Below are 21,286 nucleotides of genomic sequence, written 5' to 3' on the forward strand. Positions count from 1 at the left end.
CCCCGCGTACAGTTTCATGTCGGCCTCCTTCAATGTGGACCATCGGTTGAACTGGAATCCAAACGATAGCCCCGTGAACGGAGGCCGACCTCGTGGGCTAGATGTTTATCAGGTTTCGGGGTACAGCAGTCGCGCAGCGGGCCATGGGGCCTGCGTCAGCTTTCAGCCGCTGCCGCCGCCCAGTTTGAAAACTCGAACAGCCGCAACCAGTCTGAACCCGGCTTTCAGCGAATGGGTAAGCTGGAATCCAGGTTGCCGTCATTCCGGGTCCCTTGATCCGAAGCCGTTGGTGCCTCTCCCAGAACTCGATAACTTGCGTCATGGCATAGCCCTTCGTGGCAGCGGAAACGGCAGGTACACTGCGCCTGTTTGTCGCGCGTAGTCCTCATAGGCCTGTGTCATCGAGGCGAGTACTTCAGGGTTGCTTGCTCCGACGTCCTCGCTCTCGCCGCGGTCGGTGCGCAGGTCATGGAGCTACCAGGTGTTGTCGCCGAAGGGCGCCGTGATCGTGACCGCTTTCCAGTGACCGCGGATGACGTAGCGGCCTCCGAACAGTTCGTCGGCAACGACGGCAGTCTCGTCGCGTGCGCTGGTGGAGCCTCCATTCAGTCGCGCCCATTGCGACACACCAGTGATCAGAGGGACCGGATGGCCGTTGTAGCTTGCGCCCGGGTTGGCGATGCCGGCCGCGTCCAGGAAGGTCGGCAGCGGTCGCTGATGCGGGTCAGGTCCGCAAACTGGTCGCGCGCGGCGCCTTGATGTGGCATGCGGACGATCGCCGGTGAACTCACGCCGCCCTCGGTGGTCATGCCCTTCCACAGGCGAAAGGGCGTGGCGCTGACCTCAGCCCAGCGCTCCCCATAACCCACGTTGGACAAGGGCCGGCCGATATTGGCCAGGCTGTTGTCGACGTTGCGTGTCCGAGTCTTCGGCGCCGTTGTCCTTCAGGTGCTGGATGAGGCGGCCGATGTTCTGGTCGAGGTTGTCGACCATGGCGGCATGGACCGGGCCTCGATGGCCCTCCGCTGTTGGCCAACTGGGTGATTCGGTAGCAAGAAGTCGCCAACGCTTTTCGGCGCGCCGACACGTCTTGCGTCGCGTCGGGAGCAACGAGGAGGCTCTAGGGCGGGTGGCAGCAAATTCGCGCGGATGCCGCGAATGAAGGTCTGGTCGTTTCTTTGCCACATTCGGCGAGGTGCGCGTGAACGAGGTGAAAGGGGAGACGCGCGTCAGCCGCTTGCTCGGCTCGTTTGACGACTGCGCAGCATCCTCAATGCCAGGACGGCGGCGAGCCAGTTCCGTCGGTCTCGGGGCAACCAAGTTCTCTCCGTGTGCTGGCGAAAAAGTTGTCCTACACCCCGACTGGTGGTGCGACTACGGTTGTGCATCGCGCGGGTTGCTAGTCTGATCAATGGAGCGCGTTGCTCCGAGTGACTTTCAAGAGGCGTTCCCATGGCAAATCAACCAGGTCAGACGAATCCCAATCAGCCCGGCAATCAACCGAGCAAGCCCGACCAGCAGCAGCAGGATCCGGGAAAGCAACAGCCGGGACAAGGAAGCCCGAGCAATCCAGGCCAGCAACAGCAAGACCCGGGCAGTCAACAACCAGATCAAGGCAACCAGCAGCAGCCCGCCCAGAAGCGCTGAGGCAGGTTCCCCGGCCTTGTGATGCCGGGCGGTTTTGGTCCCTGGCCGGCGTGACGGGCAAGACACACCGTAATGGTCGGACCGTTCCGGTCATAACGATCAACACGACGTTCCTGCTGCCCTGATCGCGGTTACAAAGACGCAGGCTCCGCAAGCGGTACCAGCGCTGCGGGGCCCGCGCCTCACTAAACATGAAGATTAAGGACCACGCCCATGACTGAAGTCCATGGTGGCGGCAGGACTCCGCATGACGGTGACGAGGGCGGGTTGGAGTGCTGGGATCTGGATGCCAATGGCATCGGGATATTCCGTGATCCGGTCACGAGGCAGTTTTACCGTGGCACGATGATAACCGGCGGGCATCGTGATGCGGGTGGACCGTGTCGGGTCGACGGTTTGACTTCGGTGGCCTTGACCGACGAGGAAGTGACAAGGCGCCAGCAGGAATTCAGCGACGCCGCTGAGCGGCTCTTGTCGGTGGCCACGGATGCGCGCTACGTTTTCTTGCGCCCCCGGTTTTCGACCATGCCATCAGCGACAGGCGGGGCATGCCGAACGATTGACGGACAAGGCCCTCAAAGTGACGACCGCGGGCGGCGCGCGTGGTGATGATGAAACGGTGGCGTCGTGCTCGAAGCGAAAACATGCGGCCCAGCAGGCCGCGCGGCACCTTGCCTCGCTATCGAGTAACACTGCGTGACTGTACAACTTTCCATCTACACTTACCCATGTGACAATTCGCAACAAAGCGTGAAAGGCTTTTCATGGACGCAGGCACATGGTTGTGTGGGTTGCATCTTCTGTGTGCGAAGAAGAACCGGTCTGTGCACCCATTGCAGCCTGGCGCGCGTCGCGGTGGCCGACGACCTGAGTTGGATCGATGCGCTAATGGAAGTTCGGTTGAGGGACCGGGGAATTGATGCAAAACACCATCCTTTCTGCCCGACCCGCGGCGTCGGCCCGAACCGCACGAATTTCAACGGCAGGCCGTATTTTCATTGCGGTTTTCCTCGTTGTGGTGTTCGAAGGCGCAATCCGCAAATGGGGATTCAGGTCGGCCACGATTCCGTTGGTGCTATTGCGGGATCTTTTGGCCCTCTATGCCATTGCCCGGTTCGCACCCAGTGTCATGCGTCGCCAACGACATATCGTCTCGATACTGTTGGTCTGGTCATGTTGCGTATTCGGATGGGGCCTTCTGCAGCTTGTACTGGGTGAAAGCAATTTCGGGATTTTTTTCATCGGCGTGCGCTTTTGGCTGCTTTACATCGCGTTCGCGGTAATCATTGCGGCCGTCATGACCGAGCGGGACTACGAGGTCTCATTGCGCGTCCTGCTGGCTACGCTGGTGCTGATGACTCCGCTCGCCGTCGTCCAGCATTTCTCGCCCCCGGGCTCATTCATCAATGCCGGTCTCGAGGACAACGAGGAAGACATATTCGTGGTTGTTGCCGGTATTGTGCGCACCACCGGGACATTCAGCTTCACGGCGGGCTTTGTGATCTTCCTGGCCCTGTGCACGCCGTTCGCAATCGGCATTTTTGAGGCCAGAAAGCGAAATTTTCGCCAATGGATCGTGGCGCTTGGAATTTTTGCGAGCCTTGTCATCAGCTGTGTGGTGAGCGGTGCGCGCTCGGCGTTTATTTTCTCCGGCGGATTGCTGATGGTGTACCTGTTCGCAAATTTGCTGTTTGCGCCGGTGCGCCGCAAGGGATCGGCCTTGCTGATGGTTGTGGTCATATTGGCTGTCGTCGTCGGACTGGCCTCCGTATTCCACGGCGCAATCGAGGCAACCCAGGAGCGCTTTCAGACCGCCGCGGAGGATGAGGACCTTGTGGCGCGAATGCTCTCGGTGATCTTTGGCGAGAGCGGCGCCTATGAGCATGTGACGTGGCACGGAATTGGAATTGGCATGGGTTCAAACCTGGCCCAATATGTTCAGTCAGGGCAACGCCGAATTTTCGTACTTGCGGAGGCCGAATCCGGGCGCGCGCTCGTGGAGGGCGGACTGCTGGGCTGGTTGTATCTCGCCCTGAAGTTTGCGGTTGTCGTAGGCGGCCTTCTTGCCGCCTTGAAGCGTGCGGCGCGCAGTCATCAGGTCTTTCCACTTCTTGTCTGGGTTGGGCTCGCTGTCGCAGCGGCGGGCTGGCCATTCATTGGTCAGTTGACGGCTAACGCGCTCTTTGGCGTGTACTTGGCTTTCGGGCTGCTGGTTCTCCGATACCCAACCGTCAAGGTCTTCAAATGATCTGGCGCGAAGCTCCGGGCGCTGGCGGTGCCCGCTTGTTGAGCTTCTTCTCGTTTCATTTGAAGGAACCTCGTGCTAACAAGATTGTGGAAACCCTGGTTTGTTCATCGCCCGGTGCAGATCGGGCAGCGGCTATACGCCTCGCTGGTGCCGCCGACGTCCGGCTACAAGCCGCTACGCACAAGCTGGGGAGCCACGATCACGGCCGACCCGACCAAGACGATCGGTCGCAACATTGTCATGACCGGCTTGTACGACATCTCGGTATCGGAAGTGCTGGCGCGGCTGATAACGCCCGGAGCCACGGTGATCGACGCGGGCGCCAATATCGGCTACATGACGACGCTGGCTGCCATGGCGGCCGGCGCCGGAGGAAAGGTTCTCTCCTTCGAGCCTCATCCTGAACTTGTCAAGATACTGCGTGCCAACGTAGCGGCAGCGACACTCACAGGTACATCCGCCAAAGTCGAGGTATACCAAAGCGCCCTGGGAGATGAGCCGGGCATGGGCGAGTTGGCACTCCCGGAGGGCTTCGATGGCAATGACGGCATTGCAACGATGCTGAGCGATGTGAAATCCCCGGTTCCCAAAATCAGGGTGCGTGTTCAAACCCTCGACGAGGTACTCGGCGAACAATCGGCTGAAGTTCTCAAGCTCGATGTCGAGGGCTTCGAGTACCACGTGCTGAAAGGGGCCGAGCAGGCGCTGACATCCCGGAGAATCCGTCACGTCGTGTTCGAAGAACATGACTGGAAAAACAGCAGCGTGGTGCGGCTCCTGCGCGAGACCGGCTACGAGGTCTTTTCGCTTGGATGGACAGTCAAGGGACTTTCACTCGCACCCTTTAACTGCGTCACAGGTGCAAGGCCCTGGGAGTCGCCGAGTTTTGTGGCGACGATTGATCCTGAAAATATGCTGCGTCAGTGCGCATCGGATGGCTGGAGAGTGCTGCGCAAGAACTTGCAGCACTGAGCCCATTCGTTCGCGAGTACGCGCAAAGGCCAAAAAAGCTCCCACGATCAGGGCGCCGTCGTTGGCCTCCGGGCGCTCTTGCGCCCGCAGTGCCGGCATTTGAACAGCCCATCCAGGAGGTGGCGCTTTTTCGCCAGGTTCAGCCCTTCACATCACGAAGGTCGGTAAGGAGTCCGACCTGCAAATCTCTCGAAAGCCGCATGAACACTGGGCTGCTTGGGCAATCGCGGTGCACCGAATCCCCCGGGAAGCGTTGAACATCGAATGGGTTTCTGGGGGATTTGCTTGATTGACCGGAAACCCGCGAAATGCCTGACTTCTTCCGCCAGCGTCTGGTCGAGATGATCGACCTGCGCCACCCGCTGGCGGTGTTGGCCAGTCGCCTGCCCTGGTCGCAGATCGAGGCCAGCCTCGCGCCGTTCTTCGCGCGTCGTGTGCGCGATGGCCGTGTCATTGAGCAAGACGATTTGTTCGGCTCGACCTTGCAGATCGCCGCCACCGGTGTCGCTGCGACCGGGCGCCCGCGTCTTGCCGTGCGCCTGATGGCCAGCCTGCTGTACCTCAAGCACGCCTCCCAGCTCAGCGACGAGGAATTGGTCGAGCGTTGGGCCGAGAACGTCGTGTGGCAGCCTTCAGCGGCATGACCTTCTATGAGCCTCGCTTGCCGTGCGACGCCACCCAGATCGGGCGCTTCCGTGTGGCCTTGGGCGAGGCCGGCGTCGACACCGCCGTGAAGAGTAAGGCGATCCGGCCAGCCGAGTTCGAGCGCCTGATCGTGGACACCACCGTGCAGGAGAAGGCCATCGCCAGCCGGTGGACTCGCGCCTGCTGGAGATCGCGCGCCACAAGGTCGTTGGCGCCGCCCGGCGCGCCGGCATTGCGCTGAAGGAGACCTTCGCACGCGAGGGCAAGACGCTGCGTCGCAGGCCGGCGGCGACGCCCATGCCAGGCAGTTCAAGCGCTTGAAGAAGATCTCAAACGCCAGCCCACGGTGCTGGGCATCGTGCTGCGCGAGGTCCAGCGCAAGATGGACCAAGGCGTCGATGCCTCGGCCCTCGCCCTGCACAACCTGCGCGAATGGATGGGACGGAGCAGGTGACGATCCTGACGGAGGACACGGGCAGCAAGCCCAGGCAGGTGGTGGTGGACCTGGGGTTCCGGGGCGTGGATGCTCGGATCCGCAGCGCCGGTGATCGATCCCGGCCCCAGCTTGCGCCACCAGGACGGGTGAGCGTCGGCAGCCGCAGCGTGGGGAGAGGTCGATGCCGGTTTAATGCCGTCTCCGCTTCCCGGCGAAGCGGCGAGTGTGCGCGCCGCGGTGCGCGCGCTTCATGGGGAAAGAGCGCGCGTGCGTGTGGACAGGAAGGTCTGTCGGTCTGGAAGGCCGGGCCGTCGATGCGTGGTTGGCGTCTGCCTTGTGCAAAACGCCATCTTGTCGATCCGCGCCTACGTCCTTTCGAAACGAGCGCTTTTATATTGCACGCCATGAACTCCAGCTGGCCGCAAAACTTGTGGATCGTCAGGCATGGCGAAAGCGCCGGCAACGTCGCGCGTGACGCGGCGGAGGCGGGCGGGCTCGCCGTCATCGAATTGGCGTGGCGCGACATCGACGTGCCGCTCTCGGACCTGGGCGTGCAACAGTCGCAGGCGCTGGGGCAATGGTTCGCCAAGCTCCCTGCGGAGCAGCAACCCGAAGTCATCCTGTGTTCCCCCTACGAGCGCGCACAGCAAACTGCCCGTTTGATTGCAGAAGGCGCCCGCATGGCAAGGTCAGTCGCACGGCTGCGCATCGACGAGCGCCTGCGCGAGAAGGAATTCGGCATCCTGGATCGCTTGACCAAGCTGGGCATCCAGCAAAAGCACCCCGAGCTGAACGACCAGCGCGTGCATGTCGGCAAGTTCTACTTTCGCCCGCCTGGCGGCGAGAGCTGGTGCGATGTCATCCTGCGGCTGCGCAGCCTGCTCGAGATGGTCACGCGCGAATATGCGGACCGGCGAGTGCTGGTGGTAGCGCACCAGGTCATCGTCAACTGCATGCGCTATTTGCTCGAACACATGGACGAGAAAACGATCCTGGACATCGACCGCCAAGGGGACGTGCCCAATTGCGCCATCACCTCCTACCGCGCAGAGCGCGGACACGACGACGACGCGGTGCTGCAGCTGGACCTCCTCAACTTTTTGGCGCCCCTGTACGAGGCTGCAACGCCCGTCACCACCGCCAAGGACCAGCCGGCGGCGGCCAAACCCTGAACCTGCCGCATGGCGAACGCCGTCCTCGCACCGGCCCGGGCGTTGACCCGCGCCCAACTCGCCCGCTGGCCCTTGCCCCAGCCCGGCGACGATGCCGACAAGGAGGTGCGCGGGCATGTGCTGGTCATGGCGGGTAGCGATGAGATTCCCGGGGCGGCTGTGCTGGCCGCCGTAGCGGCGCTGCGCGCCGGCGCCGGCAAGCTCACGATGGCCGCGCCCGCATCCATTGCGCAAGGCCTGGCCATGGCGATTCCCGAGTCCCGGGTGATTGCACTTGCGCAGTCGCGTGGTGGGGGCCTGCTGGCGACCGGGGCATCCGCGCTGGCGGAAATCGCTCCGGACGTGAGTGCCGTCGTCCTGGGGCCCGGCATGCAGGATGAAAGGCGCACGGTGGCGATGGTGCGAAACGTCCTTCCGCTTTTTTCTCATGCCACGGTCGTGCTGGATGCGTTGGCCATGTCGGTCGCTCGCGACGGGGCCTTCGCGCAGCCGGTTGTGCTGACCCCTCATGCGGGCGAGATGGCGTTTCTGACCGGGCGCGACAAGGAGTCGATCTGCGCAGAGCCGCTTGCGGCTGCCCGCGAGGCCGCAGCGCAATGGAATGCCTGTGTCGCACTCAAGGGCGGGAGGACCTTCATCGTGTTGCCCGATGGCCAGGCCTGGCGATTTGAACAAGGCCGGCCAGGTTTGGCGACCTCCGGCTCCGGCGACACGTTGGCGGGGCTGATCGCCGGCTTGTCGGCCCGGGGGTTGCCACCGCATGCGGCGTGCGCTTGGGGCGTGATGACCCATGCGCGCGCCGGCGCTGCGTTGTCCAGGATCCACGGGCCGCTCGGCTATCTGGCGCGCGAACTGGCGGGCGAATTCCCGCAGCAGCTCCACGCACTTCATCGGTGAGCTGCAACACCTCACGCGGGATCCACGATCGATGGAAGCGCGGGCCCGGCGAGGCCTGGCCCCTTGCAGTATCCGGGAGCGCGCCCGCAGGTCTGGGCGCCGCCCGCCACGCGGGGGCCGGTGCCCGGCCCATGTTCTGGTCGTCAACAAGGGAGACGCCCGATGAGTGACGACACCTCAAAGACCGCTCAAGGCTGCAAGTTGACCAGCCTGACCGGGGACTGCGAAGTACGCGACTGTTGTGAACGCCGATCCAGATCCGCGTGTATTTGACGGCGAGGTGGCGTTTTTGAGTCTGGTCATGTTCCGAGCTTCGGCTCGTTGACCGCCGATCGATCGGCGCATGAAGTCCTCGCCTGCGTGGCCGCCCGAGGGCGGCCACGCAGGCGAAGATGAAGCCAGTGAAGAGGTCTTGATTCCGGGCGGCGATGCCAGCCCGTGGGGCGGCGGCTGCACGCGCCGCCCGTGACACACGCGGGTACGGCGCGGTACAACGTCGACGATGCCGAAGTAGGCGGGTGCGGCAGCGTTCCCTCACGCCGGCAAGCTTGAAGACCGCGCCGCGCCCTACACCGTGCCGATGAAGGTGGTGCTGCAGCAGTGTTGCACCCTGGGACGAGTCCGTCCAGCACCTTTGGCTGATTGCCGAGGATGGACATGGACCGTGTGGCCCGCCTGTTCCTGTGCGCGCGTTGCCGCAACCAGGTGCTGTTGTGTTCTCACTGCAACCGCGGTCAGCAGTATTGCAGCCGGGCGTGCTCGAGCCTGAGTCGGCGTGAGCGGCGACGCGAGACTGCCGAGCGCTATCAGAGCAGTCGCAGCGGTCGCCTCAAGCATGCCGCGCGCACTGCGTGCTGGCGGCAACGACAACGCTCGCTGCGTCAGGACAGCGCGGGCGACGTCATCGATAAAGAAGTGACGCACCAGGGTTGCCCGAACGCGGGGGCCGATGCTCCACTGCTGGCATGCGAGCCACCCAGCGCCTTCGAGTCCAGCGTCCTGACCGAATTGCCATCGATCCCCGACGCTGCATGGGTGAGCGCCGGCGCGGTCGTCCCCTTCGCCGCACTGGTATGCCGGCGCTGCGCGCACCAGTTGCGGCCGCATGTGCGCTTGGGCTCCCTGCGCACGAGCAGCGTTCGACCGCGCGGCTCTCATGACCATCCCTCTTGATCTGGCTGCACGCATCGAACGTCTGTTCACGGTCGAGCACTGGCGCGTGGGAACCATCGCGCGCCAGTTGCACGTGCACCGCGACACGGTGCGCCGTGTGCTGCGTGCACGCGCCGTGGTCCCGCCGGGCGTGCCGCTGCGCCCAAGCCTGATCGATACCTACCGAGCGTTCATCCTCGAGACGCTGGAGAAGTACCCGACGCTGACGGCCAGCCGGTTGCATGACATGGTGTGCGAGCGCGGCTATGCGGGGCAAGCCAGCCACTTCCGTTACCTGGTGAGCACGATGCGGCCCCGGCCACCGGCCGAGGCCTACCTGCGCCTTCGCACGTTGCCAGGCGAACAAATGCAATGTGACTGGGCCCACTTCGATCACCTGCAGATCGGCCGTGCGCGGCGCCCGCTCATGGGCTTCGTGACGGTGCTGAGCTACTCGCGGCGCGTCTTCCTGCGCTTCTGCCTCAATGCCCAGATGGACAGCTTCCTGCGTGGCCACGTCGAGGCGTTTGACGCGTTTGGCGGGACCGTCAGAACGATCCTCTATGACAATCTTAAAAGCGTCGTGCTCGAGCGCGTGGGCGATGCGATCCGCTTCAATCCGGAATTTCTGGCCTTCGCCAAACACTACCGCTTCGAGCCTCGTCCCGTGGCGGTCGCACGAGGAAATCAGAAGGGACGGGTTGAAAGGCAAATCGATTTCATTAGTAAATCCTTCTTCGCCGGGCGCGAGTTCACCGATGTGGCCGACCTGAACGCCCAGGCGCGCTGTTCACCACCGCCGGGCAGATGCTCAGCGAGCTCGCCGCGCTGGACAGCGACTCGGCCCTGCGCCGCCGGTTGCAACACTACGCCGCCCCGGATCTACTTCTGGTGGACGAAGTGGGGTATCTCTCGTACTCCAATCGCCATGCCGACATGCTCTTCGAGCTGGTCAGCCGACGCTACCTGCACAAGAGCACCATCGTGACAACGAATCGCCGATTCGCCGACTGGGGCGAGGTCTTCCCCAACGCCGCCTGCGTGGTCTCCCTGGTCGACCGGCTGATGCACCGCGCCGAGGTCGTGCGCATCGAGGGCGACTCGTACCGCCAGAAAGAAGCGGAAGAACGCGCCACGCAACGCGCGACTGCCCGCAGCGCCACGGCACGCTCGAAGCCAGCGTCCACGCGCCAGCCGCGTGCGTGACGCCCCCAGGCCATGGCTGCCTCGATGAAACCGCAGCGGCGCAAGCGCACGCCCCGAGAGAATGCTGCGTTCGCGCTGCCGTCGCACTGGTCGCCCAAGCAGGCCCTCGCCATCTTCGAGTGCCTCGAACTGATGCGTGAGCAGCTCTGGCTCGCCTACGGCCCCGAAATCCAACGCGCCTGGCGTGATCAACTCGTGCCCGATCGCGCCCCAGCCAAACTCGATCCCGACTCGCCGTTCTGACTGCGCAGCGGCGTCGCCCAAAGAGCAGATGCCCCTGCGGGGCCATCTGCTCTTCTTCACATCAAACTGGGGCAACAAAACCGCGCCCTCACCGGCGTATAGCAGCGGATCTATACCGTCGCCAACAACTGGTGCAGGAGCTTGGGTTGCACGCCTGAGCAACTGCGCGCTGCCGTGCAAGCCGCGGGCCACGCGGCCGATGCCGTCCTCTAAAGCACCTGTCCGGAAAATGGCCCGCGATCGCGGTCGTCGACATGGCTGCCAAGGACCGCGATCCGCCTGCCCGTTACCGGGCGGCCTCGGCCTTGACAGCGGGCGACAACGGCGTCTGCGCGACCAGGGGCCGGTCCCTCATGCGCGTGAAAGGCAGTTCGATGAACCAGTAACTCAGGCAGGCTGCGCCGACGGCCTGAAGAATGTTGTACGGAAAGCCCCAGCCCACCGGCGACGCGCCGTACAGGAACAGTTGCTGCCAGAGGTACAGGCTGTAGGAAATGGAGCCCACGAAGACGAAAGCCCGTATGCGCAACAGGCGCGAAAGCCAGAAGTCCTTGCGCGTCGCGAGCGCTACGACAAGGAGGCCCGCGAGCGCGGCGGCCACGGTAACGCCATAGGTCGAGGTCCAGAAGCCGCCGAGGCGCAGCCCCAACTGCGGGATGACACCCACCAGCGCCACGAAAGCGAGCGTCAGCCAGAGGCTGCCATGCTTCCAGGACCGGATCCGTGCCGCGATCTCGTCGCGCCGCAGGGCACACCAACAGCCAATCAGGATGGTGTCAAGCCCGGTGTGCAGCATCATGCCCAGTTGGCCGCGCAGGCGCGGGGCCAGAAAGTACGTGGCGATGCGCAACAACGGAATGCAAAGGATCAGCAGTGGCAGCCAGGCCTTGCGCCCGGTGCGCAGGAACAGCACCAGCATCGGTGGCCAGATCCAGTAGAACTGCTCTTCCAGGGCCAGGCTCCAGAAATGGCCCAGAAACCACTCGCCTTGCAGGCGTGGGACGGCGGGGGGGAAGAGGCCGTTCAGCGCAGCGCCGTAGTTCCAGACCTGCAAGGCGGCGTAAGTGAACTGTTGCCAGCCGATGTCGAGCTGTCCGGCCCAAGTCAGGAGCGCGAGTACCAGCAGGAAGGCATAGGATGCTGGCCAGATGCGCAGGACGCGGCGCCTGTAGAAGGCGTACAGCCCCAGCCGCCCCGTGGCTTCATATTCGGCTCGCAGGATGCCAGTGATCAGGAAGCCACTCAACACAAAGAAGATCTGCACACCCACGCCCGCCAGCGGCCGCACAGGGGAAAGCCAGCCCTGGTAACCGCCGACCAGGGTGCCGCCGGCGTGCGACAACACCACCATCAATATGGCGACGCAGCGCAGGCCTGTCAGTTCCGGAAGTCGGGTCATTCAGCTTTGTGCAGGGACACCGAAGCCCAAGCCCCTGGACGGCCAGATGGCGCTACCGGCAGAACTCGCCAGCGGGCGCTTCATGTCAGCGGCTACCGCCGCCGGGTCCGCCGCCGCCACCACCGGGACCGCCACCACCGGGACCGCCGCCACCACCGGGTCCGCCACCGCCGCCACCGGGTCCGCCGCCACCGCCACCGGGACCGCCGCCGCCACCGGGACCGCCGCCGCCACCGGGTCCGCCGCCGCCACCACCGGGACCGCCGCCGCCACCACCGGGACCGCCGCCGCCACCGGGTCCGCCGCCGCCACCACCGGGTCCGCCGCCGCCACCACCGGGACCGCCGCCGCCACCGGGTCCGCCGCCGCCACCACCGGGTCCGCCGCCGCCACCACCGGGTCCGCCACCACCGCCACCGGGTCCGCCACCACCGCCACCGGGTCCGCCGCCACCACCACCGGGACCGCCGCCACCACCACCGGGACCGCCACCACCGCCACCGGGTCCGCCGCCACCGCCACCGGGACCGCCGCCACCGGGTCCGCCGCCGCCACCGCCGCCACCGGTACCACCACCAGCGCTGGCGGCAGCGCTGGCGGCAGCACTACCGCCGCCGCCGGGTCCCCCGCCCATTCCGCCTCCAGGGGGGCCGATTCCAGCGCTGGTCGCTGCACTACCAATCCCGGCATCACCACCACCGTATGCATTGCCGGCATTGGGGCTGCCGCCGCCCCGAACCGCGGCTTTCTCGAAGCCGCCAGTCGGGCTCGTTCCTTTGGAAGCCGCAATTCCCGTCGCTGTCTGACCCAACGGTATGCCCGAGATGGATGTGGTAGCCGGATTCGACACGTGAGCCCCGGGCACCGGCGCGCTGATACAGATGGCTTCGCCGAAGGGGTTGTACCGATCGCAACGTGTCATGCTGGCCGTCTCACGAGGTATGCTGCTTTGAACCGGCGCGGTCGGACTCGCAAGCGGTGCAGTACTACCGAGGTCCGCCTGTTCGTTGCGCAGTGGGCGACGGTGGTCAATGACGGTCGACTTGGCGTGGGCGACTACAATTGTGCGCCGCGCTCTTTCAGTTCTTGTCATCCTGTCGCGCTGCAGCGGACCGGCGCGCGCGCGCTGAGGTTCAGCCAGCGATTGCGGCGACGGGGTCTGGGGAGCCCGTGCCTCCGATGTTCGTGACGCCGCAGCCACTGAATCAAATCGGTCCTGTGCTTCGGACGCTAGTGGTTTCGATGCTGCTGCCTGCGGTTCTTCCGGCGCTACCGCCACGTGATGCGTTTCAGGCTGCGCCTCCTCCAACGAGGGCGCCGGCTTGACGTTATGTTCGGCCATCGTTGCGACCGCGACTGGCGCGGCCGGCAACGAATCCGTCAGCAGTTTTGGAAGCGACCCGGCCGACAACTCGGACTGTTGCCAACGGATCGCCGCCGCTTTGGGAACTGCACGCGCCACTATGCGATTCCAGTACCAAAATACGAACGCCGCGCTCAACAGCACGATGACCATCATCAACAACGTGACAGGCACATCGAGGCCGCCGGGACGAGGTGGCTTGCTCGTGATCTCGCGTTTGATGGTGGGCGAAGCCCACCGATCCCCTGTCACCGCCGCTTGCATTCGGGCGGGCACCGTCATCGGCACGGGGGGCGTGACCTTGGGGGCTTTTGCGACTCTGGTGGTCCATCCATCATTCGAGGGCCCTGCCGGAACATTCGCGGGCGTGCGAATTCCGCTGAACTTGCCTGCGCATCCTCGGCAATACTTGGCGCGGTCCCGGTTCGCGGTGTGGCAGGACTCGCAGAACTTCGTCATGACAATGACAGCGAGGGTGGGAACTTACGGAACCGGATGGGATGCGGTGACCATCGCGAGCAAGCTGATCACCACCGCGAGGGCCGGGTCCATTCCCGACGCCCGAACCCGTATCGAGTGCCCGGACAAGACCGTCTCGCGCACGGGAAAGCGCTTCGCGTCGTCCTTGGTGGACACATGGAACGGCAGCAACTGGCGTGAGCAACATTTGCAGCAGCACGCGGAACCCGTGGTGAAGGTTTGGCATGCACTGCCGAGTTCGGCGTAAAGAGCGACCAATTTCAGCGTTGATTGGTCGACGGGACTGGCGGAGGCGACGGCGCGCGGCGTGACTTCGGGCTCGTCACGGTTGATGGCGGCGGCGATCATCGAGGATCTCCCACATCGGCGATCGCCGGGCCATTCAACAAAGGCGCCACAATGAGCCCCGACGCCCATGGTCCGTCGTCCTGCTCAGGCCGTGCGTCCGCCATCGCCCGGCGCATGCAAGTTTTGCCCGCTGCATGCCGAAACGCGTTGACCCCGGCCTGGCGCATGCGACGATTCGGCGAAGCGCGACTGCGGTGTGCCATGGAACGGGCTCCTTGGAGGGGAGGATCAAACAGCCTTGTTCGTCGACGGACCCGCGCTTGCGCCCGCACGCCGGGTCTTGCCATCGCAGCTCCTTGGTGAACAATAAATGGGAACGTTTCACATCAGATGGAGTTGTCCACCATTTGGAGTCACCGAGATGTAAGACGGAGGCTGATGTCGCTGCGGGAGGGTAACAAGTGGTATTCGCCACGCTTCGAGGCGCTACGCATGCGTGGCCGGCGCTTGCAGGTTGCCTCGTCCAGACAAGATTCAGAATGAGCTTCTGCTGCAAAAGCGCCATTGCGATAGACCGTCGGCCTTTTGAATGGAGGGTCAAGGGCACGGCCTGCTGCAGGTCCGCCTCTTCGGCCGCCCCAACGCGCCGAGGGCGCGCGACGTCCTCACGCACGCTCTCAGGGAAGCCATGCTGTTCGGCCGCGCCCGGCGCTGCGGTATCGAAGATTGCAGTGTCGAGCCTGGGCGCGAGTCTATCGTTCGGCGCTCGCGCGGTACCGCGATTGAGGGGAGGGGAGGAAAGAAGCGGGGCTACTGAGGCTGGGGTTCAGAAATTGGCGAGCGCCATGTCCGCGCATGCGTTCGAGCCCGCGACGAAGCGGTTTCGCAGGCTGGCCAGGCTCCGCGTTCGCACCTGAATTCGTGCTCAAGCCGATGCCGGCCAGTAGTGCCGTGGCGGTGGTTGCGCCGATGTCGCTCTGGCACATCAACCGGCGCGCGAGCGAAGCCTCGCACGTCATCGCAAACATGCGCTCGTCCACGCGACGGAGCTCGCTGAGCAAGTTGCCGACGGGTGCTTGTACCGTCGTCCGTTCGACGAGCCTTGAAGAGAGGCTATGCCGACGCCCCGCTGGCAACCCATGGTTAATGCGTGGGTGCAACATGCGTTGAAAAGGTCTGACGATAATTGCTCAAGATGCGGTGGCGTCGTTAAGAAGTCGTTCATGATTCGATCACGAACCATCGACGCAGCTTGTGGATTCCGGACCTCCCGCGCAACCGCGCCAAGCCGGCCCAAGCCTCAGTTCGCCAACAGACTTCATGGCCCCGACACACACTGGATCAAAAAACGGCAAGCATGATCGAGCCCGGGATCCGCTCGGAAGTCGCCTGTTGGAAAGGAGGGACGGGCAGTTGGCGTGGGTCCTCGAAGCTTGCATGCGGGTGCTACGCCCGCTGGTTCGACTCGCCCTTGCCTTTGGCGTCAAGCATGCCCATCTGGAGGAACTGCTCCGTGACATCCTGGTCGATGAGGCGCGTCGCGCGTGGACCGCCAAAGGCAGCCAACCCAACATCAGCCAGCTGTCGGTGACCACGGGGCTGAACCGCAAGGCCGTGACGACCCGGATGCGCGAAGCGGCGACTTCATTGCCCAAGACGGAGATGTCGGCGGAGGCCAAGACCTTGACCTTGTGGCTTCAGATGTTCGCGGACAACCCGGCGCACCGCTTGCTGCCCATCGTGTCCGAACAACCATCCGTGCCGTCCTTCGAGACGGTGGCGCGGCGCGCCAGCCGAGGCGACGTGCACCACCGGGCCATCCTCGACGAACTGGTGCGTCTCCACATGGCGACCGAACACGAAGGCACCACCGAACTCGCAGTGGCCGGGTTCGTGCCGGCGAGCGACCTGAAAGGGATGCTCTCCTTTCTGGGCGACAACTCGCGCGATCACCTCTTGTCGAGCGTTTCGAACACCATCGGCGGGAAAGCGCCCATGCTCGAGCGATCGGTGTTCGCAACTGGCATCTCGCTCGAGGAATGCGAGCGAATTCACCAGCTCGCGCGACAACGCTGGGACGGGCTTCATGACGAGCTGGCGCGTGAGATGAGACGTGCCTGCGAGGCGGCGGACAAGACGGTTTCGGGGCGCATCCGGGTCGGCATCTACACCTACTACGAAGACGCCGCAATGGACAACGGCGAGCCGCCGGCAACACCTTCCAGGTCGTCGCGAAAGAAAGCATGACCAGACAACCGCTGCGCAAGACAGAAGGCCGTACCGGGGATGACGAAGCTGTCCCACGCTTCGGCAAGTGCGCGCAGCATTGAAAGAAGCGCGAACGCTGCACTTGTCGCCACGAAAAAAGACACAGGGATCCTTCGACAGTTATCCGCTGTTCCATTCGGCTGGTTGCGAAGGCACAGAATTCATGGGCAATTGACTGCTGGGTTGAGCACTGCAGCCCTCGGGCCGGAAGCAGCCGAACGAACTGCGCACCTGAACCGGATCGCCCGGCGTGACCGAGGCAATTGGAGGGGGCGCGGCGCAAGCGGCTTCGCCGCAAACCAATTCTCCTCGCCGAAGAGTCGTCCGACCCTGCGCGCAGACCGCGCAGGCCGGTCAAAGCGGCGCCGCCCGTTATGGTCGATACCGGATCGGCGACGCCTCATCAATCGAAGGCGACGCGCGTTGCGTTCAAGACATCGTTGTCGATTCGATCGCCCGTAATCGTGACCTTCGTGCCGTTGCGCAGGTTCGCTTGCGTCCCGTTGATGAATTGTGCGTGGGTTGCATTGACGGCCTGTCCCTTCACCTTGAAATCCGAAGAGGACTTGAATGCTCCGATGGGACCCATCACTTGGAACGCGTCGCTGTTGCCGCCCCCGCCCGGTGTCTTCTTGACCTTGATTTTGGTCGCGAGCAGGATGCCATTGGAAACAGTCCCAGCAACGTCAACCTCGACACCGTTGGCAAGCGAGGTCAACGGCGCACCCGAGACTTTTGCTGAAGAAGCGTCCACTGGAATGCCAAGGAGGCGGAAGAAGCTCGCCCCGGCGTATTCCGTCACCACGCCGCCGAGCTGGCGTCGCGCACCATTGTTGAGCGACAACGGGTACCAAAGCTCAACCGAACTGGCTTTCAACACCCCGGACGAAGGCTGCGCGTCGGCGCGAACCCGCACATTCACACCGGATGTCAGAGCGCCCGCCTCGGTTTTCGCTGCCCTGGTGTCGATGGTCAATCCACCGAGCATGAATGTGCCAGGCGCCACGTTTTGCACCGTGCCCGAGAGGATCGGCGTTTCGGGGGCGTGGTGCTCCACTCGCGTTGCACGTAGCGCGCCTGGGCCGGCAGGCAATCCCCAGACCGTCACAGCGACGCCTGGCTCCAGCGCCGAGAGGTTGCCCCACACTGTGCCGCTGTCGGTGATCACGTTGATCCCGAGGACCACAAAGGTGCCGGCAGCCAGGTCGCTGGAGGTGATGGCGCCGCGTAGATCAGCCGCCGATTCCACCTGGGTCGCCACGCCCTCGGTGAAGTCCGCATTCGTCGGCCCAATCACCTTTGCCGTCATCCCAAGCTGCAAGGACGGGGCATCCCTCAGTTTCAAGATCGCGGTGCTGGTGTCATAGCGGACGTCGTTGATGATGATGCTGCCCACACCGTCGACGCCACCAACGCCCGCGTCGCCGCTGTCGCCTGCCGATGCCGTGGCCCCTGTGCCGCCCGACCCAACGCCTGAATTGTCGCCCCCGGACGCCGTGGCGCCAGTGCCGCCGGACCCGATGCCTGAACTGTCTCCGGCGGAAGCCGTGCTGGTTCCTCCAGGGCCGCCACTCGAGTCGTTCGCTGCGCCGCCCGAGCTGAGTACGGCCTTGAAGCCGAATTCGATCTGCGAAGTGGTATCCGAAGTCGGCGCAACGACGGGGCCGTTTGATCCGGTCAATGCTGTGCCACCGTTTCGGCCGCCCCCACCTCCGCCTCCGCAGGACAGGACCAAGCTCAAGGACAAAGCGAGCAGGGCACGAGGCACGAGTTTTTTCATTGCGTCAATTGTCAGCGTCAAACGCACGTGTTGGCCATAGAGGCGTGCGGCTTGTTCTCCGGTGTAAGTTGAAAGGCAAATCGATACGACCCGTTGCGCCTGTTGCGTGAGTGGTTGCGCTTCTCATTTTGCAGGGCTTCCTCGCAGATTCGGGAGGGCAACACCTACGCGAAGATTGGCAGTTCGAGAAGCGGGTGGATGGACACCGCCGCATTCCGGGCCATGTTGTTGTCAGCGAAGAGCGAACCATCCCCGGCAAGTCGTTCGCCGGCATGAAGTCTTCGCCTTGTCCGATGCGACCGTCGCGCTGTACATCAGGCATCAACTTTTCTTCCAGCCCGGTCCAGACTCACGCACCACTGCTGCCCATCGGCGCAGTCGCGTCGGAAGACTCGCCGGTGCTGCCGTCGCCCCAGATGTTGACGTCGTCTTCCTTCATTGCGGCGTCCGGCTGCCATATGTCTCCTGGTTGTTCACCGACGCCACTTGTCCAGCCGATTTCACCCAGGCTGCGCCGCGTTTCGGGGACGGCATGCCCTTGAATCGGTTGTGCGTGCTTCCGGTCACGCTCGATTCCATTGACCAGTTCAGACAATGTTTCATACAGCAACCGTCCGCGCGCCACGCAAACGCCCCATTCGCGTTCGAACAGGATGGCGGTGCGTCCGGTCTTGAGCGAATCGCCACCCAGGTCGAAGAAGCTGTTGTGCGCGTCGGGGTGCGGCAGCAGCTCGAGCACCGCGACGTCGAAGCTCTGCGTGGGCCAGCAGCACGTCCTGTGCGCACAGTCCGGGCTTGCGCTGCATCGACAGCAGGAAGTTCACGACCGCGCGGTGGGGCACGGCACGGCCTTGGTTTGCCTGCGGAGCCGGAGGTGCAGATCACGTAGGCCGGATCGCGCCGAAAACGTAGCGCTGCCTCGACCCCACGGCGTTGGCAAACCCCTTTCGCGTTGGCGCTGTGCCGCCGTGTGGTGATGGCCGGACACAAGGTAGCGCTTCATCATCGCGCCCGATCTGATGATGGAACTGCCCGCGGCCAAGGCCAAGAACCGATTGAAGGAACACTGCAATCGGACGGTGCTCGGACCGAAGCGGCTGGTCATCGACGGGATCGGCTACCTGCCGTTCGGGCGCGACGAAGCCCATGTGTCTTCCATGTGGTGGCCAAGCGCTACGACCGAAGCTCGATGGTGCCGACAAGCAATCTGCCGTTTACAGTGGGAAAGCGCCTTTGCGGACGACCAGTCGTTGACCGCAGCCATGTTGGATCGCCTGCTGCACCACGCTCACAGATGACGGGCGAGAGCTTCCGATTGAAAGACCAGCACCGAGCCGGCCAAGCCGCAAGTGGACCTCGACGGTGAATGGCTTGCCGGCGGTTCACGCGGCGAAGTGGTCAACTTCCAGGGAAAAGTGCGTCGCCTTCACTGGTGCCGTTGCAAGAAGAAAGTGCCGCAAAAGTGAGCGACATCCTCGCCTTGGCCATGGCAACGCTGCGCCCCAAGCGCTCTTGTGCGGCAACCAGCCTTGCGAACAGGCGCAACTGCGCGTCAGAGGGCCCCACGCCGCCTCTGGCCTGCTCTGCCAGGGAACGCACAATCCTTTGCTGCAATGCGCGTCGTGCGCGCGCCGCCTGCGCCAAGGCCTTGGGCTTGCAGGCCCCGCATAACGCCAGCGATCGCCACGCTGGCAGCTTGGCACGACCGAGCCGGCTCAATCTGCCGCTTCTTCGCGGCAATGCCGGCTTTGCGATTGGTGCCACGAACAGCTGAGTCATTCATGGCTCCGGCATGAACGGTAAATGGGAAGACCTCCCATTCTTCGGTATGATTGTAATAGTTTAGTATCAAAGTGGGTTCAATGCATGGGAACCATGGACAGAAATGGCCTCACGTTACGTGGTCGCTGAACCGGGCTCGCCGCTTGCTTGGCAGACGCAATCTTCGTAATGATCGTGAAAAGCGCGGACATCATGTTCAAACCCGTGACTCGTCGTAGCCATGATGCCGATTGGATTTCACTTGCTCGCGGCACGCGCGCGCGCCCTGCGCCCAAAGAAACAGCGCCACTCATCAAAACATCGCTCTGCACGCTTTTCGAGGGCCACTATCACTACGGCGTGGCTGCGCTGGCCAACTCGCTCGCAGCAGCGAAATACGCCGGGGTGCTGTGGGCGGGCTACCGGGGCGATCTGGCGGACTGGGTTGCCAAGTCCCCGTTCTTCGACGCCGCGAGCGGGCGGCTTGGCATCAACGACGTTTTCAGCGTCTGCTTCGTCAAGCTGGAAACGCCCATGTTCTTCGCTTACTACAAGCCCGCTTTCATGCTGAGCGTGCTTGAAGATCTGGACCCCGATTGCGACACCGTGGCCTATATGGACCCTGACATCGTCGTCAAGTGCGGCTGGGCCAACATCGGATGCTGGTTTTCAGGGGGCTTGGGCGTCATCGAGGATGTCAACGGGTCGTTGCCCTCGCGCCATCCCAAGCGCCTGATGTGGACGGACTGGTTTGGAAAGCGTGGTGTGCATGTGAGCCGCGACATGGTGCATTACTACAACTCCGGCTTCATCAGCGTGCCGCGCGAGTACGCCAACTTTCTGGCCTTGTGGCGCAAGCTGTGTGAGCATGTGCTCGAGTACAACGCGGGCCTGAAGAGCATCAAGAGCGGGCACGCACATGACATGTTCCACTCGACCGACCAGGACGCCATGAACTTCGCACTCATGGCCCACCACGCCCCGCTGAACACCGCCGGTCCGGAGGCCATGGATTTTCAGTCAGGCGGCTACTACTTCTCGCACGCCATCGGCCCGAACAAGCCATGGCTGGGACGCCACATCCGCCACGCCCTGAAGGGACACCCGCCCACGCCTGCCACCAAGGCCTTCTACCGTTTTGCCAACCACCCGATCCGCCTGTACTCGGACGTGCATCTTGGCCTGCTGCGCCTGGGTATGAGAGTGGCATCAGCCATCGGGCGCTTTTACCGGAAAGCCTAGGCTCCCTTGAGGACGGGCAGGCGGCCTTGCACGACGGACTCCTCCTTCATCAACTGGGACATTTGACCTGCCCCCTTCAGCCTTGCC

18 protein-coding genes and 3 pseudogenes are annotated in these 21,286 nt (G+C 63.8%); 14 read left to right on the plus strand and 7 right to left on the minus strand.

The window, feature by feature from the left end; all coding sequences use genetic code 11:
* Window positions 1-474: 474 nt before the first annotated feature.
* Together QTI66_RS32980 and QTI66_RS32985 are read right to left on the minus strand one after the other, a co-directional pair.
* Window positions 475-627 carry a hypothetical protein gene (locus QTI66_RS32980; RefSeq protein WP_286564599.1) on the minus strand — a complete coding sequence of 51 codons (153 nt, stop codon included), beginning with the start codon at window positions 625-627 and terminating at the stop codon, window positions 475-477.
* A gap of 216 nt (window positions 628-843) precedes the next feature.
* Window positions 844-993 (minus strand): hypothetical protein, encoded by a 150-nt coding sequence (locus tag QTI66_RS32985; RefSeq protein WP_286564600.1) that lies wholly within the window; start codon window positions 991-993, stop codon window positions 844-846.
* 459 nt (window positions 994-1,452) lie between these two features.
* On the opposite strand from QTI66_RS32985, the gene QTI66_RS32990 reads away from it, so the two are divergent.
* From QTI66_RS32990 to QTI66_RS39715, 11 genes and pseudogenes are all read left to right on the plus strand, one after another.
* On the plus strand, window positions 1,453-1,647 hold the full coding sequence (locus tag QTI66_RS32990) for a hypothetical protein (protein WP_286564601.1): 195 nt from the start codon (window positions 1,453-1,455) through the stop codon (window positions 1,645-1,647).
* 919 nt (window positions 1,648-2,566) lie between these two features.
* Window positions 2,567-3,895 carry a hypothetical protein gene (locus QTI66_RS32995; RefSeq protein ID WP_286564602.1) on the plus strand — a complete coding sequence of 443 codons (1,329 nt, stop codon included), beginning with the start codon at window positions 2,567-2,569 and terminating at the stop codon, window positions 3,893-3,895.
* Window positions 3,896-3,967: 72 nt separating this feature from the next.
* A complete protein-coding gene (locus tag QTI66_RS33000) occupies window positions 3,968-4,867 on the plus strand; it encodes an FkbM family methyltransferase (RefSeq protein WP_286564603.1) in 900 nt (299 codons plus the stop codon).
* A gap of 308 nt (window positions 4,868-5,175) precedes the next feature.
* Window positions 5,176-5,960 (plus strand): annotated as a pseudogene (locus tag QTI66_RS33005) (transposase); the annotation flags it as partial.
* A 392-nt stretch (window positions 5,961-6,352) separates the two neighbouring features.
* Entirely contained in the window at window positions 6,353-7,120 is a 768-nt protein-coding gene (locus tag QTI66_RS33010; protein WP_286564651.1) for a histidine phosphatase family protein, read from the plus strand.
* A gap of 9 nt (window positions 7,121-7,129) precedes the next feature.
* Complete coding sequence (locus QTI66_RS33015; protein ID WP_286564604.1) at window positions 7,130-8,017, plus strand: NAD(P)H-hydrate dehydratase; 888 nt, start codon at window positions 7,130-7,132, stop codon at window positions 8,015-8,017.
* 343 nt (window positions 8,018-8,360) lie between these two features.
* Window positions 8,361-8,486, plus strand: a complete 126-nt coding sequence (locus QTI66_RS33020) for a hypothetical protein (protein WP_286564605.1) — start codon at window positions 8,361-8,363, stop codon at window positions 8,484-8,486.
* Window positions 8,487-9,173: 687 nt separating this feature from the next.
* A pseudogene (gene istA, locus QTI66_RS33025) lies at window positions 9,174-9,893 on the plus strand (IS21 family transposase); the annotation flags it as partial.
* A gap of 62 nt (window positions 9,894-9,955) precedes the next feature.
* Window positions 9,956-10,375 (plus strand): annotated as a pseudogene (locus QTI66_RS33030) (ATP-binding protein); the annotation flags it as partial.
* A gap of 12 nt (window positions 10,376-10,387) precedes the next feature.
* A complete protein-coding gene (locus QTI66_RS33035) occupies window positions 10,388-10,618 on the plus strand; it encodes a hypothetical protein (protein ID WP_286564606.1) in 231 nt (76 codons plus the stop codon).
* Between the two features lie 141 nt (window positions 10,619-10,759).
* Window positions 10,760-10,831, plus strand: coding sequence for a DUF3606 domain-containing protein (locus QTI66_RS39715; RefSeq protein WP_353506257.1), 72 nt, complete (start codon window positions 10,760-10,762; stop codon window positions 10,829-10,831).
* Between the two features lie 73 nt (window positions 10,832-10,904).
* Here QTI66_RS39715 and QTI66_RS33040 read toward each other — a convergent pair whose 3' ends face one another.
* The 3 genes from QTI66_RS33040 to QTI66_RS33050 all read right to left on the minus strand — a co-directional run bounded on the left by QTI66_RS33040 (window position 10,905) and on the right by QTI66_RS33050 (window position 14,208).
* A complete protein-coding gene (locus QTI66_RS33040; RefSeq protein ID WP_286564607.1) occupies window positions 10,905-12,017 on the minus strand; it encodes an acyltransferase family protein in 1,113 nt (370 codons plus the stop codon).
* Complete coding sequence (locus tag QTI66_RS33045; protein ID WP_286564608.1) at window positions 12,018-12,725, minus strand: hypothetical protein; 708 nt, start codon at window positions 12,723-12,725, stop codon at window positions 12,018-12,020. It abuts the gene before it with no gap.
* A gap of 1,138 nt (window positions 12,726-13,863) precedes the next feature.
* Window positions 13,864-14,208 (minus strand): hypothetical protein, encoded by a 345-nt coding sequence (locus QTI66_RS33050; RefSeq protein WP_286564609.1) that lies wholly within the window; start codon window positions 14,206-14,208, stop codon window positions 13,864-13,866.
* A 1,377-nt stretch (window positions 14,209-15,585) separates the two neighbouring features.
* Here QTI66_RS33050 and QTI66_RS33055 point away from each other — a divergent pair.
* The gene (locus QTI66_RS33055; RefSeq protein ID WP_286564610.1) at window positions 15,586-16,395 is read left to right on the plus strand and encodes a DUF6502 family protein; all 810 of its coding nucleotides are present in this window, start codon (window positions 15,586-15,588) and stop codon (window positions 16,393-16,395) included.
* A 424-nt stretch (window positions 16,396-16,819) separates the two neighbouring features.
* On the opposite strand, the gene QTI66_RS33060 is transcribed toward QTI66_RS33055, so the two are convergent.
* Together QTI66_RS33060 and QTI66_RS33065 are read right to left on the minus strand one after the other, a co-directional pair.
* Entirely contained in the window at window positions 16,820-18,196 is a 1,377-nt protein-coding gene (locus QTI66_RS33060) for a DUF5666 domain-containing protein (RefSeq protein WP_286564611.1), read from the minus strand.
* A gap of 349 nt (window positions 18,197-18,545) precedes the next feature.
* Window positions 18,546-18,935 (minus strand): hypothetical protein, encoded by a 390-nt coding sequence (locus tag QTI66_RS33065; RefSeq protein ID WP_286564612.1) that lies wholly within the window; start codon window positions 18,933-18,935, stop codon window positions 18,546-18,548.
* A 280-nt stretch (window positions 18,936-19,215) separates the two neighbouring features.
* Here QTI66_RS33065 and QTI66_RS33070 point away from each other — a divergent pair, with 280 nt between their 5' ends.
* Window positions 19,216-19,494 (plus strand): ATP-binding protein, encoded by a 279-nt coding sequence (locus tag QTI66_RS33070; RefSeq protein WP_444815080.1) that lies wholly within the window; start codon window positions 19,216-19,218, stop codon window positions 19,492-19,494.
* Window positions 19,495-20,317: 823 nt separating this feature from the next.
* The gene (locus QTI66_RS33075) at window positions 20,318-21,199 is read left to right on the plus strand and encodes a hypothetical protein (protein ID WP_286564613.1); all 882 of its coding nucleotides are present in this window, start codon (window positions 20,318-20,320) and stop codon (window positions 21,197-21,199) included.
* Window positions 21,200-21,286 lie beyond the last annotated feature (87 nt).

The sequence above is a fragment of the Variovorax brevis genome (assembly GCF_030317105.1).
Classification (GTDB): domain Bacteria; phylum Pseudomonadota; class Gammaproteobacteria; order Burkholderiales; family Burkholderiaceae_C; genus Variovorax; species Variovorax brevis.

What these genes read in the sequence shown, in the direction of transcription:
- QTI66_RS32985 (WP_286564600.1), bottom strand. Translation starts at nt 993, where the DNA reads ATGGTCGACAACCTCGACCAGAACATCGGCCGCCTCATCCAGCACCTG.
- QTI66_RS32990 (WP_286564601.1), top strand. Translation starts at nt 1,453, where the DNA reads ATGGCAAATCAACCAGGTCAGACGAATCCCAATCAGCCCGGCAATCAA.
- QTI66_RS32995 (WP_286564602.1), top strand. Translation starts at nt 2,567, where the DNA reads ATGCAAAACACCATCCTTTCTGCCCGACCCGCGGCGTCGGCCCGAACC.
- QTI66_RS33010 (WP_286564651.1), top strand. Translation starts at nt 6,353, where the DNA reads ATGAACTCCAGCTGGCCGCAAAACTTGTGGATCGTCAGGCATGGCGAA.
- QTI66_RS33015 (WP_286564604.1), top strand. Translation starts at nt 7,130, where the DNA reads ATGGCGAACGCCGTCCTCGCACCGGCCCGGGCGTTGACCCGCGCCCAA.
- QTI66_RS33020 (WP_286564605.1), top strand. Translation starts at nt 8,361, where the DNA reads ATGAAGTCCTCGCCTGCGTGGCCGCCCGAGGGCGGCCACGCAGGCGAA.
- QTI66_RS33035 (WP_286564606.1), top strand. Translation starts at nt 10,388, where the DNA reads ATGGCTGCCTCGATGAAACCGCAGCGGCGCAAGCGCACGCCCCGAGAG.
- QTI66_RS33040 (WP_286564607.1), bottom strand. Translation starts at nt 12,017, where the DNA reads ATGACCCGACTTCCGGAACTGACAGGCCTGCGCTGCGTCGCCATATTG.
- QTI66_RS33045 (WP_286564608.1), bottom strand. Translation starts at nt 12,725, where the DNA reads ATGCATACGGTGGTGGTGATGCCGGGATTGGTAGTGCAGCGACCAGCG.
- QTI66_RS33050 (WP_286564609.1), bottom strand. Translation starts at nt 14,208, where the DNA reads ATGATCGCCGCCGCCATCAACCGTGACGAGCCCGAAGTCACGCCGCGC.
- QTI66_RS33055 (WP_286564610.1), top strand. Translation starts at nt 15,586, where the DNA reads ATGCGGGTGCTACGCCCGCTGGTTCGACTCGCCCTTGCCTTTGGCGTC.
- QTI66_RS33060 (WP_286564611.1), bottom strand. Translation starts at nt 18,196, where the DNA reads ATGAAAAAACTCGTGCCTCGTGCCCTGCTCGCTTTGTCCTTGAGCTTG.
- QTI66_RS33070 (WP_444815080.1), top strand. Translation starts at nt 19,216, where the DNA reads ATGATGGAACTGCCCGCGGCCAAGGCCAAGAACCGATTGAAGGAACAC.